Source organism: Roseomonas sp. HF4, from assembly GCF_005222755.1.
In the GTDB taxonomy this organism is placed as follows: domain Bacteria; phylum Pseudomonadota; class Alphaproteobacteria; order Acetobacterales; family Acetobacteraceae; genus Neoroseomonas.
In genome coordinates, this window is sequence record NZ_STGD01000003.1 from 185,424 (window position 1) to 203,279 (window position 17,856).

Consider the following 17,856-nt stretch of genomic DNA (forward strand, 5'->3'; position numbering starts at 1 on the left):
CGAGGTCGGCCGTCGCGTTGACCCGCCCGAGCGCCGTGTCGACCGCGACGTCGGGGCGCAGGAACAGCTTCTTCACGTCGATGTTCATCAGCCAGTTCGGCGCGAGCTCGATGTCGAGGCCGACATTGAGCGCGACGCCGAAGGCGTTGCGCACGTCGACGTCGAGAACGCCGGGGGTGCGCGTGCCGCCCTCGCCGTAGAACATCGTCCAGTTCACGCCGGCGCCGATGTAGGGGCTGAAGCGCTCGGCCGGCAGCGGGTGGTACTGGAAGGTGAGCGTCGGCGGCAGGGCCCAGACCCTGCCGAAGTCGACGTCGCCGAGCGCGCTGCCGCGCACCTCGATGTCGTGCCGCGACGTCGCAGCGATCAGGTTCAGCGCGAAATTCGGCGTGACGAAGTAGGTGAAGTCGAGCTGCCCGGTCCAGGCGTCGGAGGCGCGCGGCGTGCCGCCGATCAGGTCCACCGAGCCGCTTTCCATCGGCAGCACGCCGATCACCGAGGCGCCGATCACGACCTCGCCGGCCTGCTTGCCGCGCCGCCCGGATGACTGCGCAAGGGCCGGCCCTGCGGACAGGTCGGCGACGGTCGCGAGCAGAAGAGTCTTGCGTATCGTGGACGAAGGGTCCCCGGGCTGTCCCGGCGAACCCCGCGTAGGGCGGCGGTGGTCTGCCATCCTTGGTGCGACGCGACCATGGCGCATCCCGCGGCCGATGTGGCCGCCGCGCCACGGCGACGATCGTCAGGGCCAGAAGCGATAGGCCATCGTCACGCCCAGCACCGCCTGTGTCGCGCTGCCGCGGTCGATCAGCGGGCTGTCCGCGGCCTGTCCGAAGATCTGCCCGACCTCGCCGAAGGCGATCAAGGCCCAGCGCTCGTCGAGTACCCAGGTGGCCCCCGCCGCGGCGGCGGCGAACCAGTAGTCGCTCGGCCGGAAGGGTCGGTAGCCGCTGCGCCGGGCCTGGCCCTCATCCACCCCGAAGAAGGTCTCGGCGAAGCCCGACCCGCCCCAGGAAAGGCGCGGTCCGGCCGAGAGGATCACCCGCGGATGCACGCGCCACACGCGGTCAAGCCGCGCATCCGCCACCACGCCCGAATAGCCGCCGAAGCCGTAGCGGACCTCGCCGCGCGCCAGCCAGGTGCCGTCCGAGTAGGAGACGAAGCCGCCGCCTTCGCCCGAGAGCCGGATGTCGCCCATGCCACGCAGCGCTGGGTTGTCGTCCTGGTCGCGGCCGAAGCGCGGGCGCAGCACCACGCCCGTCGAGAAGGGGCCGTCCCGGTACAGGGTCGCGCCGAGGCCGTCGCGGAACGAGAGGAAGACCACGTCGTTGGGGCCGCGGATATCCGGCGAGAGCAGCGGGCGTACCATGAAGTCGTTCGAGCCCAGGTAGTCGGGCGTCAGGAGCGCGCCGGCGCCGATGCCGAAGCGCCACTGGTCGCCACCCGGCGCGCCCAGCGCCGGAGCGGCCTGCGGCGCGAGGCCGGTCTGCGCCAGCGCCGGCATTGTGCCGATGAGGGCAAGAAGAGCGGCGGCGCCGCGTAGAAGGTGCCTCATGGCGGCGCGATCCTCGGTTTCGCCGGCGTTCCGGCTGTGCGGGCCCTATGTTGCGGCCGGCGCTTTACCTTTCAAGCGCATACCGATAAGCGCGCGGACGCTGGGCCAAGGTAGGAGACGCCGCGCCATGCCGACCGACCTCGAGATCGCGCGCGCCGCGACGTTGAAGCCGATCCGCGAGATCGCGGAGAAGGCCGGCATCCCCGATGACGCGCTCGAGCCCTACGGCAAGTTCAAGGCCAAGGTCGGGCTCGACTTCATCGGCTCGGTCCAGGACCGGCCTGACGGCGCGCTCGTTCTCGTCACCGGCATCAACCCGACCCCGGCGGGGGAAGGCAAGACCACCACCACGGTCGGCCTCGGCGATGCGCTCAACGCCATCGGCGTGAAGACCATGATCGCGCTGCGCGAGCCCTCCCTCGGCCCCTGCTTCGGCGTGAAGGGGGGCGCGACGGGCGGCGGCTATGCGCAGGTGCTGCCGATGGAGGACATCAACCTCCACTTCACCGGCGACTTCCACGCCATCACCAGCGCGAACAACCTGCTCGCGACGATGGTCGACAACCACCTCTACTGGGGCAACGGGCTCGGGCTCGATGCGCGGCGCGTCTCGTGGCGCCGGGCGCTGGACATGAACGACCGCGCGCTGCGCTCGGTCGTCTCCTCGCTCGGCGGCGTCGCCAACGGCTTCCCGCGCGAGGACGGCTTCGACATCACCGTCGCCTCCGAGGTCATGGCGGTGTTCTGCCTGGCGCGCGACCTGCCCGACCTCCAGGCGCGCCTCGGGCGCATGATCGTCGGCCAGACGCGGGAGGGGAAGGCGGTCACGGCCGCGGACCTCAAGGCCGACGGCGCCCTGGCGGTGCTGTTGCGCGACGCCTTCGCGCCGAACCTGGTGCAGACCATCGAGGGCTCGCCCGCCCTCGTCCATGGCGGGCCCTTCGCCAACATCGCCCATGGCTGCAACAGCGTGATGGCGACCAGGCTCGGCCTGAAGCTCGCCGACGTGGTCGTGACGGAGGCGGGGTTCGGCGCCGACCTCGGCGCCGAGAAGTTCCTCGACATCAAGTGCCGCCAGGCTGGGCTGGCGCCCGCGGCCTGCGTGGTCGTCGCGACCGTCCGCGCGCTCAAGATGCATGGCGGCGTGGCGAAGGCGGATCTGGGGCGGGAGGACGTGACGGCCGTGAAGCGCGGCGTTGTGAACCTCGCCCGCCATGTCGAGAATGTCGGCAAGTTCGGCATTCCCGTCGTGGTCGGCCTCAACCGCTTCAACTCGGACACGGATGCCGAGGTCGCGGCGGTGCAGGAGGCGATGCGCGCGCTGGGCACCGAGGCGATCCTCTGCACCCATTGGGGCGACGGCGCGCGGGGCGCGACCGACCTCGCCCGCGCGGTGAAGGGGATGATCGATGGCGGCAAGGCCGCCTTCGCGCCGCTCTACAACGAGCACGTCTCGCTCGCCGGCAAGATCGAGACGATCGCGCGCGAGGTCTACCGCGCCGCCGCCGTCGCCATCCCGCCGCCGGTCGCGGCGAAGCTCAGGCGCTTCGAGGAGGAGGGCTTCCGCGACCTGCCCGTCTGCATCGCCAAGACGCAGTATTCCTTCAGCGCCGACCCGACGGCGCTGGGCGCACCGACCGGCCACGTGCTGCCGGTGCGGGAGGTGCGGCTGTCGGCCGGGGCCGGCTTCGTCGTCGCGGTCTGCGGGGAGATCATGACCATGCCCGGCCTGCCGCGGCGCCCGGCGGCCGAGAGCATCAGGCTCGACGCCGAGGGGCGGATCGACGGGCTGTTCTGAGGCCGCGCCGCTATCGTCGGGCCGCGCGCGACCCGCTGCGCAGGAAATCCGCCATGGCCTGCGCGAGGCAGTCGTTCAGCCGGTCCACCGCCCGGGTGCGGTCGGCGCGCGGTGTCCTCTCGAGGTCGACCGTGCCGGCATCCGCCCAGGCATGCATGAGCGCGTAGCGCGGGAAGAGCGCCGCCTCCCCGGCCGCGGCCGAAATCCTGAGTGCCCGCCTGTAGGGCTCGATGTCCGCATTGGCGCGCAGGAAGCGGCTGAACTGAAGGTCCATCACGACCACGTCGATGCCGCGCGCGTGCAGGCGCCGCAGCCCCTCGGTCAGCGTATCCTCGAGTTCGTCGACCGGCAGGCCCCGGACAGCCTCGGTCGCCCCTGCCTGCCAGATCACGAGGTCCGGCCGGCCCTCGCGCAGGGCGGCCTCGATCGTGGCCCACTGGTCGGCCGCGGTCTGGCCGCGTCCCCCGCGCACCATGACCCGGATGTCGAGGCCGGGGCGCCGGCTATCGATGATGGCGCGCAGCCGCGCGCTCCAGGTCGCCTCGGCGCCGCTGACGCCCGGGCTGGTGATGGAGGCCGAGCCGACGGCCAGAATGTGCAGCCGTCCGGTGCCGACCCCGGATGCGACGGAGGGCAGCACCGGCGCCTCGAGCAGGTCGGAGGGCGCCCCGCAGGCGGGCGCTTCGGCGCGCGCGGATGCGGGGGCGAGGACGCCCAGCAGGGCGAGTGCGGCGAGCAGGCGGCGCGGTCCGGTCATGTCGTGGACCCCTGCGGGGCGGCTGACGCCGGACGCCGCGTGCCCCGCTTCTCCGCCCCATACCAGGCCGTCACCAGCCCCACCGCCACCATGGCTCCGAGCCCTGCCAGATTGACCGCGGCCTGCATCGGCCAGTGGTCCGAGAACTCGATGGCAACACGTCCGAGGAAGGAGAGGAAGATGCCTGCGCAAAAGACAGGCAGGGATTGCTGGCCCAGCAGCACCAGCGGCGCCGCCGGGCGGCTGGCGAGCCATCGCGCCCCGCGCGGGATTCCATAGGCGACGAGGTAGGCGATCGCCAGCATGGAGGCGAAGCGCATCGGGTGCAGCCCGTTCTTGTCGATCCCGGCGAGGAAGGCGCCTGCCCAGGCCGGGAAGCGGTCGTTCACGTAGTCGGGCCGGAAGGTGGCGAGCAGCACCGCCACCGCCGTGGCCAGCAGCAGCACGGCGCAGAGCGCCGCGAGCCAGCGCCGGAAGGGCACCACGAAGGGCTCTGCCCCCGGGGGGCGGTAGCCCAGCGCGCAGCCCGCGAAGAACAGCGCCTGCCAGGCCAGCGGATTGAACATCCATTCGCGGTCCGGCCAGGCGGGCAGGTTCCAGTCGAGCAGCCGCACCGCCAGCCAGGCGCCAAGCGACAGGCCGAGCAGCAGCCGCATCCGGCGCAGCAGCGGCATGGCGATCGCGAACATCGTGAGCAGCACGATGTAGAGCGGCAGGATGTCGAGGAACGAAGGCTGGTAGCGCAGCAGCAGCGCCTCGAGCATCGCGCGGTAGGGTTCCTGCGCGAAGGGGTCGAGGTGCATCTCGTCGAGGTAGACCGCGCTGTCGAGCGTGGCGGCCGAGAAGCCGACCTGCGCCGTGAAGACGACGAACAGGAAGATGTGCGCGACATAGAGCGTGAAGACGCGGCCCATCACGCGCGACGCCGCGAAGAACCAGCCCTGCCGGTCGAGCACCATGCCGAAGGCGAGCGCGGCCGCAAAACCCGCGAGGAAGACGAAGCCCTCGCTCGCGTCCGAGAGCGTGTAGTTCCTGGTGGTGACGTTGCCGAGCCAGTTGCCCGGCATGTGGTTGACGAAGATCGCCCACAGCGCGAGGCCGCGGAAGAAATCCACCCGGAGGTCCCGGTCGAGCCTGACGAACTGCATCATCGCCCGGGACGATCCGCCCGCCGGCGCAGGGGCGCAAGCGCGATGCGCGTTCCGGTGGTCAGCCGAGGCCGCGCGCGATCGCCTCCACCTCCCGCCCTGCGACGCTGTCGGGGTGGCGCGTCAGCAGCGGCGCCTGGTGGCGGATCGCGTCGCGCACCTTTGGGTCGCGCCGCACGACGCCGGCCAGCGGGATGCGGCGCCGGAGGAAGGTCTCGGCCGCGCGCGCGAGCGCGCCGTGGGTGCGCGCCCCGGCCGCCGCATCGGTCGCGAGGTTCACGACGATACGCGCATCGCCGCCCGGCCGGTCCTGCCCGTGCAGCTTCAGCACCGCATAGGCGTCGGTCAGGCTGGTCGGTTCCTCGGTCGCGACGACCAGCAGCGTGTCGGCAGCGGCCGCGATGCGGCGTTGCGGCGCCTCCAGCCCGGCGCCGAGGTCGACCACGACGCGGTCCCAGCGCGTCGACGCCCGGGCGATCGCGGCCAGCACGGCGCCGAGCGCCGCCCCGTCCAGCGCCGCCAGCGCGCCCGAGCCCGACCGCCCGGCCAGGATGTCGAAGCCGGCGGCGGGGCAGGGGATCGCGGCGTCCTCCGGCGCCAGCGCGCCGGCGATGACGGCCGAGAGGTCGCGCGCCGGCTGGATGCCGAGTTGCACATCCACGTTCGCGAGCCCGAGGTCGGCATCGACCAGCAGCGTGCGCAGCCCCCGCCGCGCGAAGGCCTGCGCGAGGGTGATGGCGAACCAGGTCTTGCCCACCCCTCCCTTGCCCGAGGCGACGGCCAGGATGCGCCCGGGCGCGGGGGCCGCGGCGGCGGCGGTGGGCGTCATCAGGCGGCCTCCAGGGGCGGGGTCGCGCCGCGGCGGGGTGCGGCGGCGAGCCGCGCGGCGAGCCGCGCGGGGGAAAGCGGTTCGAGCCCGTCCACCACCTCGGGGCCGATGCCGGCCTCGGTCAGCAGCAGCGGCCCGGCCTCGGCGGCGGCGAGCACGGCGCCGAGGCGACGCGCGGAATCGAGGCGCGTCGGCACCAGGTGGCGCGCGCCGATCAGCGCGAAGGCGCGCGCGAGGTCGGCGGCCTCGGCGGCGTCGAGCCCGGCCGGCAGCACGAGCACGAGCTCCGCCCCGGCCGCGGCGGCGAGGCCGCGCAGCGCCACCGCCTGCGGCGCGTCGAACGGATCGCAGCCGGCGGTGTCCACGAGAACGGGCTGGCCGCGCATGCGCCGCGCCAGCGCCTTGCCGAGCGCGGCGGCGGATTGCGCGACGGCCAGCGTCAGCCCGAGCACGCCCGTGAAGGCCGCGAGCTGCGCCGCCGCGCCGGCGCGCTGGCCGTCCGTCGTGACGATGACCGGCTGCGTGCCCGCCAGCACCATCCGCGCCGCGATCTTGGCGCAGGTGAGCGTCTTTCCCGCGCCGGGCGGGCCCACCAGCATGACGGGACGGTCCCGCGCCTCGGGCAAGGGCGCGAAGCCGAGCCGCCCGGCCAGCGCCTGCTCGAGCGGCCCGCCGCCGAGCGCGATCGCGAGCGCGGCCGGCAGGTTGTGAAAGCCGAGCGGCCCAGCGGGGGCCTCCGGCACGGGCGCCGCCGCCGGCATCGGCGGGATCAGGAAGGGTTCCTCGGCCTCCAGCGCCGCCGTCACCTCGACGCCCTGGGCAACGCGCCGCGTGCCGAGGATGACGGCCTCGGCTCCGAGCTCCGCGCGCAGCATTGCCATCGCCTCGGCCATGCGCGCGGCGCGGAAGACCTTCAGGCGCATGGGGCGCCGCCCATCAGACCGAGCCCACGGTGCGGATCCGCGCGCGCGGGTGGATCTCGGTATGCGCGAGCACGGCGGTCGCGGGGCGGAAGCGTTCCACGATGGCGCGCACATGCGGGCGGATCGGGCCCGAGCAGACCAGCGCCGGCTGCTCCCCCGCGCCGTTCGCGGCGTCGAACACCTCCCGCACCCGCTGCATGAACTCCCCGAGGCGCGACGGCGCCATGGCGAGCTGGCGTTCCTCGGGCGGGCCGACCAGCGCCTCGGTGAAGGCCACTTCCCAGTCCGCCGAGAGCGTCACCATCGGCACGTAGCCGGCCGGCCCGCGCGCCGCGTCCGACAATTGCCGCGCGAGCCGCGTGCGCACGATGGCGAGGATCGCGGGCACCGTCCGCGCATTGGCCGCCGCGGCCTCCTGGATGCCTTCCAGGATGGTCGGCAGGTCGCGGATCGACACGCGCTCGGCCAGCAGCGCCTGCAGCACCCGCTGGATGCCGCCCACGCCGATCTGCGCCGGCACCAGGTCGGCCACCAGCTTGCGGTGCTCGGCCGGCAGTTCGTCGAGCAGCTTCTGCGTCTCGGCGAAGGAGAGCAGCTCGGCCATGTGCTCCCGCACCAGTTCCGTCAGGTGGGTCGCGACGACGCCGGCGGCATCGACCACGGTGCAGCCGCGCGCCAGCGCCTCCTCCCGCCGCGCCTCCTCGATCCAGAGGGCGGGCAGGCCGAAGGATGGCTCGAGGCAGCGCTCCCCCGGAAGGTCCGGCACGGCGCCGGCGGGGTCGATCGCGAGCAGCAGCGGCGGGCGCAGCTGGCCACGCCCGGCCTCGATCTCCTTCACCCGGATCGCGTAGGTGTCCGGTGCGAGGGCGAGGTTGTCCTGGATGCGGACGGAGGGCAGCACGAAGCCCATCTCCTGCGCGATGGACCGGCGCAGGCCCTTGATCTGTTCCGTCAGGCGCGGCGCCTCCCCGGCCGCGAGGGAGAGCAGCCCGTAGCCGAGTTCGAGCCGCAGCAGGTCGATGCGCAGCGTCTCGGCGATGGGTGGCTCGGCGACGGTGGCGGGCAGGGCGGCCTCGGCGCCCGCCCCGGCGGCGTCGCGCCGCTGCAGCGCGAGCGCACCCGTCCCGGCCGCACCGGCCAGCGTCAGGAACGGCAGCAGCGGCATCCCCGGCAGCAACCCGAGCACCACCGCGCTGCCCGCGACGATCGCGAGCGGCTTCGGGTTGCCGCCCAGTTGCTCGACCAGAACCTCGTCCGCCCTGCCCTCGGTACTGCCCTTGGTGACGACGATGCCGGCCGCGACCGAGACCAGCAGCGCCGGAATCTGGCTGACCAGCCCGTCGCCCACCGTCAGCAGCGAGAAGGTCTGCGCGGCGTCGCCGAACCCCATGCCGTGCCGCGCGACGCCGATCGCCATGCCGCCCAGGAGGTTGATGGCAGTGATGATCAGCCCCGCGATCGCATCGCCGCGGACGAATTTCGCCGCACCGTCCATGGCGCCGTAGAAGCCGGTCTCCTCCTCCAGGTCGCGGCGGCGGCGGCGCGCCTCGTTCTCCTCGATCAGCCCGGCCGAGAGGTCGGCGTCGATCGCCATCTGCTTGCCCGGCAGGGCGTCGAGGCTGAAGCGCGCGGCGACTTCCGCGATGCGGCCTGATCCCTTGGTGATGACCATGAAGTTCACCACCAGCAGGATGGCGAAGACGATCAGGCCCACGACGACATCGCCGCCCATCAGGAAGCCGCCGAAGGCCGAGACCACCTGGCCCGCCGCCTGCGGCCCCTGCGCGCCGTCGGTCAGGATGATGCGCGTGGTCGCGACGTTGAGCGCGAGGCGGAGCAGCGTCGTCAGCAGCAGCAGCGTCGGGAAGGAGGTGAAGTCGAGCGGCCGGCGCAGGAACAGCGCCGTCATCAGCACCAGAACCGACAGCGTGATGGAGGCGGCGAGCGCCGCATCGAGCAGCGCGGTCGGCAGCGGCACCACCAGCACGACCAGCAGGGCGACGACGCCGAGCGCGAGCGCCACGTCGTTGCCGGGCACGGCCCGGCGCAGCCAGGCGGGAAGGGCGATGTCCCCCACCTGCTATCCCGCCGGCAGGCCGTAGGGGGGCTGGCCGGGAACGGGCGGCACCGGCACGCCGGCCGCGCGGTATTCGTGCAGCTTGTTGCGCAGCGTGCGGATCGAGATGCCGAGCATCTCGGCCGCGCGCGTCCGGTTGCCGAGGCAATGCGACAGCGTCTCGATGATGAGGTCGCGCTCGACCTCCTCGACGCGCCGGCCGACCAGCGCGGTGACGGCGGGCGGCTTCGGCGCGGGTGCGGCGGCCGGCGCGGGATCGGCCGCAGCAGGCATCGCCTCGAGCAGGTCGATCGCCTCGGGCCCGATGGCGTGGCCCTCGGCCAGCAGCACGGCGCGGTGGAGCGTGTTCTCCAGTTCGCGGACATTGCCGGGCCAGCGATGCGCGAGCAGCAGCGCCTCCGCGGCAGGGGAGAGGGCGCGGTCCGGCAGCCCGTTGGCACGGGCGTAGCGCTGCGCGAAGTGCCGAGCGAGCGGCAGGATGTCGCCCCGCCTCTCGCGCAGCGCGGGGATGCGCAGCCGCACCACGGCCAGGCGGAAGAACAGGTCCTCCCGGAACCGCCCCTGCGCCACTTCCTGGCCGAGATCGCGATGCGTGGCCGCGAGGATGCGGACATCGATCCGGACCGGCGCCGTGCCGCCCAGGCGGTCGATCTCGCGTTCCTGGATGGCGCGCAGGATCTTGGCCTGCAGGCGCGGGTCCATCTCGCCGATCTCGTCCAGCAGCAGCGTGCCGCCCTCGGCCTGCTCGAACTTGCCGCGGCGCGCGGCGACGGCGCCGGTGAAGGCGCCCTTCTCGTGGCCGAACAATTCGGATTCGAGCAGTGCCTCCGGCAGCGCGGCGCAGTTCAGCGCCACGAAGGGCCCGCGCGCGCGGCGGGACGCGGCATGGATGTGGCGGGCCAGCACCTCCTTGCCCGTGCCGCTTTCGCCCGCGATCAGCACCGAGGCCTCGGCGCGCGCCACCTGTTCGGCGCGGGCCAGCAGCGCCGTCATGGCCGGGTCCTGCACCACCGGCCGGTCCGGGTCGGCGGCGACCGCCTGCAGCATAGCCGCGATGAGGTCCGCGTCGGGCGGCAGGGGCAGGAAGTCCTTCGCACCGGCGCGGATGGCGCGGACCGCGGCGTCGGCGTCGTCCGGCCTGCCGCAGGCGACGACGGGGCAGGCGATCCGTTCCTCGGCGAGTTGCGCGACCAACCAGCCGACATCGTGCACCACGTCGCAGAGCACGAGGTCGGCGCCCGCCGCGCGCAACCGCTCGAGTCCGGCGGCGACCCCCTCGGCGGTCACGAGCCGCGCACCGCGCGCCGCGGCGATGCGCGCCGCGGCCCCGAGTTCCGCCGCGAGCGAGCCGATGATCAGGAGGCGCGGCATCTCAGACGCCCCGTTCCGACTTCACGATCTCGGTCATGGTCACGCCGAGGCGGTTGTCGTCCACCATTACGACCTCGCCGCGTGCCACGAGACGGTTGTTGACGTAGATATCGACCGCCTCGCCGAGCTTCCGGTCGAGCTCGACCACAGCGCCCCGACCGAGCTTGAGCAGCTGCGACACCTGCATCGTCGCGCGGCCGAGCACCGCGCTGACCTGGACGGGGATATCGTAGACCGCCTCCAGCTCGCGCGCCGGAGCGGCCGTGGCCTGCTTCGCTTCCTCCGACGCGGCCGAGAGGGGTTCGAAACCGTCGCTGCCGGACATCTGCTATTCCTCCTCCCCGAGACCCGCGGCCTGCAGCACGCGCCGGATTTCCCGCCGTCGCGCGGCGAGGTCGAGCGCGGCACCGCCGGCGCGCCATTCCGCGCGCGCATCGCCGGGCGCCAGCGCGGCATCCTCGGCGACCGTGGTGCCGGCGCCACCGAGCAGTGCCCGCACCTCGGCCGCGAGGCCGGGCGCCACGAGGATCCGTGCCTCCGGCGATGCGTCGAGCATGGGCGCCAGACGCCGCGCGAATTCCGCCACCAGCGCCGCGCCATGGGCCGCGGCAAGGCCGGGCAGCGCCGCATCGAGCAAGGCGAGCGCCACGCGCGCGAGCCGCGCCGCGGCCTCGGCCGAGATTTCCGCCGCTGCGCCGCGCCCATCCGCCAGCGCCGCTGCCGCGACGGACGCGGCCTCGGCAGCCCGTGCCTCGCGGCTCCGCGCGGCCTCGGCCAGGCCGGCGGCGCGTCCTTCCTCCCACCCCGCGAGGCGTGCCTCCTCGAGCATTGCCTCGACCGGTTCGGGGTCGGGCGGTGGCGGTGGGGTAGTGGCGGCGGCGGCGGCCTCGCGCCGCGCGGCGTCGAGCGCGGCGATCAGGAAGGTGGGCGCGAAATCCGCCGCCCGGGCGGTGCGCGCGGCCGGGGTGAAGGCGTCGGACATGTCAGTACACCATCTCGTCCTCGCGGCCGTCCTGCATCTGGATCTGGCCCTGCGCGGCCAGGTCCTTCGCCATCAGCACGATCGCGGCCTGCGCCTCGTCGACGTCGCGCAGCTTGACCGGGCCGAGATTGGCCAGGTCCTCCTTCAGCATCTTCGCCGCGCGCTCGCTCATGTTCTTGATGAACATGTCGCGCAGCGCCTCGGATGCGCCCTTCAGCGCCAGGACGAGCTGTTCCTTGGGCGCCGCGCGCATCAGCACCTGCACCCCCGCGCTGTCGAGGCGCGCGAGGTCGTCGAAGGTGAACATGAGGCCGCGGATGCGCTCGGCCGCGTCGCGGTTGCGTTCCTCGAGCGCCGCCAGGATGCGGGTTTCCGACTGGCGGTCGAGGTTGTTGAAGATCTCGGCCATCATCTCGTGCGCGTCGCGCCGCTGCGCGCGCGCCAGGTTCGACATGAACTCGGCCTTCAGCGTCTTCTCGACGCCGTCCAACGCCTCTTTCTGCACGGTCTCCATGCGGAGCATGCGCATCACGACCTCCATCGCGAAGCCTTCGGGCAGCAGCGAGAGGACGCGCGCCGCGTGGTCCGGCTTCACCTTGGACAGCACGACGGCCACGGTCTGCGGGTATTCGTTCTTGAGGTAGTTCGCGAGCACCGCCTCGTTCACGTTGCCGAGCTTGTCCCACATCGTCCGGCCGGCGGGGCCGCGGATCTCGTCCATGATGAGGGCGACGCGTTCCCGCGGCAGCGTCTTCAGCAGCATCCGCTCCGTCGTTTCCCAGGATCCGACGAGACTGCCGGTACGGCCGAGGTTCTCCGCGAATTCCTGGCACAGCTCCTCCACTACCTTGGCAGGCACGGAGCCGAGCCCGGCCATGGCGGCCGAGAGGTCACGGATCTCGTCCTCATGCATCTTCGCGAACAGGCGGGAGGCGTGTTCCTCGCCGATCGCGAGCATAAAGGTCGCGGCTTTCTGGGCGCCGCTGAGCGTCGCGGGCATGGGCTCAGGCTCCTTCCGGCGTCATCCAGCGCCGCATGACGTTGAGCGTTTCCTCGGGGTGCTGCTCCACGAGCTCCTGCATCCGGCTGATGGAGGAGGCGCGCATCTGGCCCTCGATCGTGCCGATGCTGATCATCGTGTCCTCGCGCTGCGCTGCTTCGAGGGCGCGGGCATCCGCCGCATCGCCGGGCAGGGCCGCCGCCGTGCTCGCGCCGCCCGCGACCGCCGCCGCGCCGCCGCCCGCCGCGATCGCCGTCGCCGGGGGCGCGAGGGTGGCGACGATCCGCCCGACCGCGGGCTTGCCCACCAGCAGGATCGCGAGCAGCGCCACCAGGGCGAAGATCGCGCTCTCGATCAGCCGCGCGATGGTGGTGCTGCTGAAGGCGAGGTCGAACATGCCCGGTGCTGCGCCCAGCGCCTCCGGCGGGTCGGCGAAGCGCATCGAGACGATCTCGACCGCGTCGCCGCGCTGCTCGTTGAAGCCGACGGCGCTGCGCACCAGCGCCAAGATCCGCTGCAGTTCCTCGGGCGTGCGGTCGCGGAAGGCGGCGGGGCCGCTCGGCTGCGGCTCCCACACGCCATCCACAAGGACCGCGACCGACTGGCGGCGCATCACCGGATGCTCCCGCACCGTGTTGCGCGTGGTGCGCCCGATCTCGAAGTTCGTCGTCTCCTCCTGCCGGCTTTCCTGGCTGGCGGCGCCGCCGCCGCCCGCGGGCGCGGCGTTCGGCACGTTGTTCTGCACGGTGGTCGGCTGTGCCTCCGCGCCGCGGCTGCTCTCCTGCACGCTCTGCTGGCTGCGCGGCACCTGGTTGTCGGGGTCGAAGCGTTCCTCGGTGGTCTGCACGCGGTCGAAGTCCATCTCGACCGTGGCCTCGGCGCGCACGCGGCCGGGGCCGAGGCTGCGCTCCAGCATTTCCTCGACCGCGCGGGCGATGCGCAGTTCCTGCGCGCGGCGCACCTCCTCCTGCGACTGCGCGGCCGCCGGTCCGGCCAGCGCCTGGCCGCCACGCGCCAGCAGCGCCCCCCGGCTGTCCACGATCGAGACGTTCTGCGGCCGCAACCCGGGGACCGCCGTCGCGACCAGGTGCAGCACGGCCTGCACGCCCTCACGGTCCAGCCGCTGCGCGCCCTGCATCGTCAGCATGACGGAGGCCTGCGCCTCCCCCCGCTCGCGCGAGAAGACCTCCCGCCGCGGCAGCACGAGATGCACGCGCGCCGTCCGCACCCCGGCCAGGCTGCCGATCGAGCGCGCGAGTTCGCCTTCCAGCGCGCGCAGCCGGTTCACGTCCTGCTGGAACGGCGTCGTCGTCAGGGATTCGGAGCGGTCGAAGATCTCGTAGCCGACCGACCCGCCGCGCGGCAGGCCCTCCCGCGCCAGCACGAGGCGCAGGCGCGGCACCTGGTCCTCGGGTGCGAGGATGCGGCTCCCGCCGGCCTCGATCCGGTGGGGCACGCGTTGCGCCTCCAGCGCCGCGACGACCTGCGCGGCGTCGCGCGGGTCCATCTCGGCGTACAGCAGCGCCATCGGCGGCTGCCCGGCCCGCAGCACGAACCATCCGAGCAGGCCGAGCACCGCGATCGCCGCGCCAGCCAGCGTCGCGAGCCGCACGGTGCCGAGTGCCCGCAGTTGTTCGAGCACGGCGCTCATCGCGGCATGGCCTCCCGTCGCATCCACGCCCCATCTGCCGCGCCGCGCCGCATCGGAAGGCCACCCCCTGCTGACGGAGGAAGTCTTTGCCGGGTTGAGGTTTCGGCGCGGTTAACACTGCGTGCCGCGCCGCCCGGCACCGCTCACGCGCGCAGGATTCAGGATTCCGGGAGGAGCCGCCGCAGGCGGTCGAACCCGACGCCGAGCGCGCCCAGCGAAAGCAGCAGCGTATCCCCCTGCCGTTCGGCGCCGGTCACGGTCCCGGCGACCGAGAAGGGCAGCGCCGCCGCTTCCCCGTTCACGCCGCGGCCCGTGACCTGCACGCGGTAGGCGCCGTCGGGCAGGCTGCGCCCGGTCGCATCCCGCCCGTCCCAGGTCCATCCCGAGGGCGCCGCGCCGAGCGACGCGACCTGCTGGCGGAGCACCCGGCCGGCGGAATCGAGCACCGCGATCTCGGCCGTGCGCGCCGCGCCGGCCGCGGGCAGGCGGACCTCGGCGCGACCATCCTGGAGCGTGACCCGGTCGCTCTCGACCTCGGCGCGCCGGCCGATCAGCGGCGCGGCCGCGGTCAGCTGCGCCGATTGCTGCAGCGAGATCAGCCGGCCGAGATTCTGGTTCATCGCGATCTGCTGCTCGACCGAGGCGAACTGCACGAGCTGGTTTGTCAGCTGGTTGGTGTCGAGCGGATCGGTCGGGCTCTGGTTCTGCAACTGCGTCGTGAGCAGCGTCAGGAAGGTGTTGAAGTCGCCGGCCAGCCGCGTGTTGCCGGAGGCGGCGGAGGCGGCGGAGGCGGCGCTGGCGGTGGCGGCGGCGATCGAGCCGGACATGACGGGTCTCCCGTGTCAGATGGCGAGGTCGAGCAACGACAGCGCGCGGCGTGGCGGCGGCGCCTCGGCGATGCCCGGCGGGCCGGCGGCGGCACCGCGCGACGCGCGGCCGTCGGAGGCGGTCCCCTCGCGGCGCCGGTCGCGACCGAAGCCCGAGCCCGGCCCCTGGCCGGCAAGGCCGAGTGCGAGCGAACGCCCCTCCGCCACCAGGCCCGACTGCGTCAGGCTGCGTTCGATCTCGGCCTGGTCGCGCTGCAACAGCGCAAGGGTTTCCGGTCGCTCGGCGAGGATCCGGACCTGCGCGGCTGCGCCCGAGCCCTCGACGCTGATCTCGACGCGGCCGAGTTCCGCCGGCTCGAGCGTCACGCTGAGCCGCGCGGTGCCGCCCGCCACGGCGATCGCGACCACCACCGGCGTGATCTGGCGCGCGGGCGCGGCGGGCGGGAGGCCGCGGGGCGCCGCCGCGGCCATCGCGGCGGCGTCGCCGGTGTCCGGTCGGGTGGCGCCTGGTGCGGCTGCGGCGGGCGTTCCCGTCGCGCTGTCCGAGCCCGGTGCGGCGACCGCACGGCGCTCGGCGGGCGGCGGGGCCGCGATGAGGTTCGGGACTGCTGCGACCGGCGGGTCGCCCACGGGCGTCGGCCGCGCGGCCGGGGCTGCGGGCCAGGCCAGGGTCGGCCCGGGTCCCGGCTCCGGGGGCGGTCCGGCACCGGGGGGCGCTGCGGTCCGTGCGCGCGCCGCCGCGGCGGGTCCGTGCCGGGCGCCGATGCCGCGCTGGCGTTCGACAGGCTCGCCAGCGGAAAGGGGCATGGCGGCGGGTCGTGGCGCCCCGGGCGGCGCGACGACCCCTGCATCGATCCGCGCGAGTTGCGCGGGCTGGTCGGGGCCAGTCGCGCCCGCCGGGTCCGAGGTCTGCGACGATTCCGTGCCACCCGGGCCGCGCACGCCCTGGGGCGGCAAGGGCGCCGTCACGTCGGCTGGCTGCGGCAGGGGCGGCGGGTCGGGCTTCACGTGCCCGGGTCCTGCGTCTGGCCGTGCCGGCGGATCCTCGTCCGCCCAATCCGCGGTCGGGGCGGCCTTGGGCCCAGGCGATGCGGCATCGACGGGGTCCGCGACACCTGTGGTGGCGGAGGGCAGCGCCTGCGGCATCGCCAGCGGTACCGCCGGGATGTCGCCCGCGTCGGTCACGGACGGTTCGATGGGCGGTGTTCGAGGGGGCAGGGCGGTCGCGGCCGGTTCCGGCATGGCGAGACCCGGCGTGGCGAGACCCGGCGCGGCCGCCGCCCCGGCCAGCGGGCCGGGCGTGGCGGCGCGCGCCAGCACTGCGGCGAAGGCCTGCCCCGGCGCCAGGGCAGGGGCCTCGGGCAAGGCGGTGGCGGCAGGCACCGGCGGCGTGGCGGCGATGGCGTCCATTGGCAGGCGGCCCTTCTGTTGCGGGCCGTCGCTGCCGGCCGCGCCCGAGGCAGGCAGCAAGGCGCGCGCCATTCGCGGGGCCGTAGGTGCGGGCATTTCATGCCGGGCATGGGGAAGCTTCTGCCGCCCCTGGGCAGGCTGCGCCCGGTCCGGGACCGCCAGGCCCTGGCACGGGGGTTGCGCTGTCGACGGCGGACCCCCGTCCATGCCCGCCCATCCCGGAGACCCCGATGTCCCTGTTCGGTTCCATGACCACCGCCATCAGCGGCCTGACCGCCCAGGCGCGCGCGCTCGGCCATGTCTCGGACAATGTCGCCAACAGCCAGACGGCGGGCTTCAAGCGCACCGACACGAACTTCGTCTCATACCTGACCGACAGCACCCTGCAGGTGCACCGGCCGGGCTCGGTCGTGGCGCGGCCCGACTACACGAACACGGTGCAGGGCACGATCGAGCAGTCGGAGAATCCGCTCGCCCTCGCCATCGCCGGGCAGGGCTTCTTCTCGGTGGCGTTGCCGACGGGCTCGGCGAACGGCCAGGTGACTTTCGACGAACGGCAGTTCTTCACCCGCGCCGGCGACTTCCAGCTTGACCGCAGCGGCTACATGGTCAACGGCGCCGGCTACTTCCTGCAGGGCTGGGCGGCGGACGCGGCCGGCGAGCCCGACCGCACCCGCATCCAGCCGATCCGCGTCAGCGACCTGGTGTTCAACCCGATCGCGACCGGCTCGATCGAGCTCTCGGCCAACCTGCCGGCAACCGGTACCGTGCCGGTCTCGACGCAATTCAATGTCTACGACACCCTCGGCGCGCTGCAGCCCATGACGCTGACCTGGACGCCGGCGGCGCTGAACACCTGGACGCTCGACATCTCTGCGGCGGGCGCGGGCGGTTCGCTCGGTACGATCGACGTGCTGTTCGGCCAGGCGGCCCCGGTGCCGGTCGCCGACGGCACGGTGGGCGACTTCGCCAATGCGTCCGGCACGCTGAGCGGCTCGGCCGCCGTGGCGGGCGAACCCGCGACCATCGCCTTCACGGCGGATTTCGGCCAGGGCCCGCAGGCCATCACGCTCGACGTCGGCGCCTTCGGCGCGGCGCGCGGCGTGACGCAATACGCCGGGGACGAATACACGGTGCGCAACCTCGCGCAGGACGGGGTGCCGCTCGGCGCCTATTCCTCGCTCGGCATCCGCGAGAACGGCGACGTCGCCATCAACTACGACAACGGCCAGTCGCGCGTCATCGGCCGCGTGCCGGTCACGACCTTCAACGCGCCCGACGCGCTGCAGCGCCTCGACGGCCAGGCCTTCATGCGCACGCTGGAGAGCGGGGAGGCGCGCACCTCCGACCCGGCGTCCAACGGATCGGGGCGGCTGTCCATAGGCTCGATCGAACGGTCCAACGTCGATATCGCGGCGGAGTTCTCGAAGCTGATCGTGGCGCAGCGCGCCTATACCGCCAACACCCGGATCGTAACGGCATCGGACGAGATGCTGCAGGACACGATCAACATGCGCCGCTGAGGCACGAC

At 73.6% G+C, this 17,856-nt stretch carries 15 protein-coding genes and 1 pseudogene; 2 read left to right on the forward strand and 14 right to left on the reverse strand.

Going from position 1 to position 17,856, the window contains the following annotated elements:
* Positions 1 to 22 precede the first annotated feature (22 nt).
* Positions 23 to 700: pseudogene (locus E8M80_RS26525) on the reverse strand (OmpW/AlkL family protein); the annotation flags it as partial.
* 39 nt (positions 701 to 739) lie between these two features.
* On the reverse strand, positions 740 to 1,552 hold the full coding sequence (locus E8M80_RS06460) for a MipA/OmpV family protein (RefSeq protein WP_137124845.1): 813 nt from the start codon (positions 1,550 to 1,552) through the stop codon (positions 740 to 742).
* 127 nt (positions 1,553 to 1,679) lie between these two features.
* Between E8M80_RS06460 and E8M80_RS06465 the strand changes: the two genes are divergently transcribed.
* On the forward strand, positions 1,680 to 3,350 hold the full coding sequence (locus E8M80_RS06465; protein WP_137124846.1) for a formate--tetrahydrofolate ligase: 1,671 nt from the start codon (positions 1,680 to 1,682) through the stop codon (positions 3,348 to 3,350).
* A gap of 10 nt (positions 3,351 to 3,360) precedes the next feature.
* Here the strand turns inward: E8M80_RS06465 and E8M80_RS06470 are convergent, their stop codons facing one another.
* The 12 genes from E8M80_RS06470 to E8M80_RS06525 all read right to left on the reverse strand — a co-directional run bounded on the left by E8M80_RS06470 (position 3,361) and on the right by E8M80_RS06525 (position 16,325).
* Positions 3,361 to 4,107, reverse strand: coding sequence for a hypothetical protein (locus E8M80_RS06470; RefSeq protein WP_137124847.1), 747 nt, complete (start codon positions 4,105 to 4,107; stop codon positions 3,361 to 3,363).
* Positions 4,104 to 5,258, reverse strand: a complete 1,155-nt coding sequence (locus tag E8M80_RS06475; RefSeq protein ID WP_137124848.1) for an OpgC family protein — start codon at positions 5,256 to 5,258, stop codon at positions 4,104 to 4,106. Before E8M80_RS06475 ends, E8M80_RS06470 begins: the two co-directional genes overlap by 4 nt.
* A gap of 58 nt (positions 5,259 to 5,316) precedes the next feature.
* Positions 5,317 to 6,084: an AAA family ATPase gene (locus tag E8M80_RS06480; protein ID WP_137124849.1), complete on the reverse strand. Its 768-nt coding sequence runs from the start codon at positions 6,082 to 6,084 to the stop codon at positions 5,317 to 5,319.
* Entirely contained in the window at positions 6,084 to 7,007 is a 924-nt protein-coding gene (locus tag E8M80_RS06485; protein ID WP_170979230.1) for a hypothetical protein, read from the reverse strand. Before E8M80_RS06485 ends, E8M80_RS06480 begins: the two co-directional genes overlap by 1 nt.
* Positions 7,008 to 7,020: 13 nt before the next feature.
* Positions 7,021 to 9,084 carry a flagellar biosynthesis protein FlhA gene (gene flhA / locus E8M80_RS06490; protein ID WP_137124851.1) on the reverse strand — a complete coding sequence of 688 codons (2,064 nt, stop codon included), beginning with the start codon at positions 9,082 to 9,084 and terminating at the stop codon, positions 7,021 to 7,023.
* A gap of 3 nt (positions 9,085 to 9,087) precedes the next feature.
* Positions 9,088 to 10,455 carry a sigma-54 dependent transcriptional regulator gene (locus E8M80_RS06495; RefSeq protein WP_137124852.1) on the reverse strand — a complete coding sequence of 456 codons (1,368 nt, stop codon included), beginning with the start codon at positions 10,453 to 10,455 and terminating at the stop codon, positions 9,088 to 9,090.
* 1 nt (position 10,456) lies between these two features.
* Positions 10,457 to 10,780: a flagellar motor switch protein FliN gene (fliN, locus tag E8M80_RS06500; protein WP_137124853.1), complete on the reverse strand. Its 324-nt coding sequence runs from the start codon at positions 10,778 to 10,780 to the stop codon at positions 10,457 to 10,459.
* Positions 10,781 to 10,783: 3 nt separating this feature from the next.
* Positions 10,784 to 11,437, reverse strand: coding sequence for a hypothetical protein (locus E8M80_RS06505; RefSeq protein ID WP_137124854.1), 654 nt, complete (start codon positions 11,435 to 11,437; stop codon positions 10,784 to 10,786).
* A 1-nt stretch (position 11,438) separates the two neighbouring features.
* Entirely contained in the window at positions 11,439 to 12,437 is a 999-nt protein-coding gene (gene fliG / locus E8M80_RS06510) for a flagellar motor switch protein FliG (protein ID WP_137124855.1), read from the reverse strand.
* Between the two features lie 4 nt (positions 12,438 to 12,441).
* On the reverse strand, positions 12,442 to 14,088 hold the full coding sequence (gene fliF, locus E8M80_RS06515) for a flagellar basal-body MS-ring/collar protein FliF (RefSeq protein ID WP_137124856.1): 1,647 nt from the start codon (positions 14,086 to 14,088) through the stop codon (positions 12,442 to 12,444).
* Positions 14,089 to 14,246: 158 nt separating this feature from the next.
* On the reverse strand, positions 14,247 to 14,915 hold the full coding sequence (locus E8M80_RS06520) for a flagellar hook assembly protein FlgD (RefSeq protein WP_137124857.1): 669 nt from the start codon (positions 14,913 to 14,915) through the stop codon (positions 14,247 to 14,249).
* Positions 14,916 to 14,930: 15 nt separating this feature from the next.
* The gene (locus tag E8M80_RS06525; RefSeq protein ID WP_170979231.1) at positions 14,931 to 16,325 is read right to left on the reverse strand and encodes a flagellar hook-length control protein FliK; all 1,395 of its coding nucleotides are present in this window, start codon (positions 16,323 to 16,325) and stop codon (positions 14,931 to 14,933) included.
* Between the two features lie 230 nt (positions 16,326 to 16,555).
* Between E8M80_RS06525 and flgE the strand changes: the two genes are divergently transcribed.
* Entirely contained in the window at positions 16,556 to 17,848 is a 1,293-nt protein-coding gene (flgE, locus tag E8M80_RS06530; RefSeq protein ID WP_137124859.1) for a flagellar hook protein FlgE, read from the forward strand.
* Positions 17,849 to 17,856: the final 8 nt, after the last annotated feature.

Excerpts from the sequence above, each read along its gene's own strand:
- E8M80_RS06460 (WP_137124845.1), bottom strand. The coding sequence starts at position 1,552 with ATGAGGCACCTTCTACGCGGCGCCGCCGCTCTTCTTGCCCTCATCGGC.
- E8M80_RS06465 (WP_137124846.1), top strand. The coding sequence starts at position 1,680 with ATGCCGACCGACCTCGAGATCGCGCGCGCCGCGACGTTGAAGCCGATC.
- E8M80_RS06470 (WP_137124847.1), bottom strand. The coding sequence starts at position 4,107 with ATGACCGGACCGCGCCGCCTGCTCGCCGCACTCGCCCTGCTGGGCGTC.
- E8M80_RS06475 (WP_137124848.1), bottom strand. The coding sequence starts at position 5,258 with ATGATGCAGTTCGTCAGGCTCGACCGGGACCTCCGGGTGGATTTCTTC.
- E8M80_RS06480 (WP_137124849.1), bottom strand. The coding sequence starts at position 6,084 with ATGACGCCCACCGCCGCCGCCGCGGCCCCCGCGCCCGGGCGCATCCTG.
- E8M80_RS06485 (WP_170979230.1), bottom strand. The coding sequence starts at position 7,007 with ATGCGCCTGAAGGTCTTCCGCGCCGCGCGCATGGCCGAGGCGATGGCA.
- E8M80_RS06495 (WP_137124852.1), bottom strand. The coding sequence starts at position 10,455 with ATGCCGCGCCTCCTGATCATCGGCTCGCTCGCGGCGGAACTCGGGGCC.
- fliN (WP_137124853.1), bottom strand. The coding sequence starts at position 10,780 with ATGTCCGGCAGCGACGGTTTCGAACCCCTCTCGGCCGCGTCGGAGGAA.
- E8M80_RS06505 (WP_137124854.1), bottom strand. The coding sequence starts at position 11,437 with ATGTCCGACGCCTTCACCCCGGCCGCGCGCACCGCCCGGGCGGCGGAT.
- fliG (WP_137124855.1), bottom strand. The coding sequence starts at position 12,437 with ATGCCCGCGACGCTCAGCGGCGCCCAGAAAGCCGCGACCTTTATGCTC.
- fliF (WP_137124856.1), bottom strand. The coding sequence starts at position 14,088 with ATGAGCGCCGTGCTCGAACAACTGCGGGCACTCGGCACCGTGCGGCTC.
- E8M80_RS06520 (WP_137124857.1), bottom strand. The coding sequence starts at position 14,915 with ATGTCCGGCTCGATCGCCGCCGCCACCGCCAGCGCCGCCTCCGCCGCC.
- E8M80_RS06525 (WP_170979231.1), bottom strand. The coding sequence starts at position 16,325 with ATGGACGCCATCGCCGCCACGCCGCCGGTGCCTGCCGCCACCGCCTTG.
- flgE (WP_137124859.1), top strand. The coding sequence starts at position 16,556 with ATGTCCCTGTTCGGTTCCATGACCACCGCCATCAGCGGCCTGACCGCC.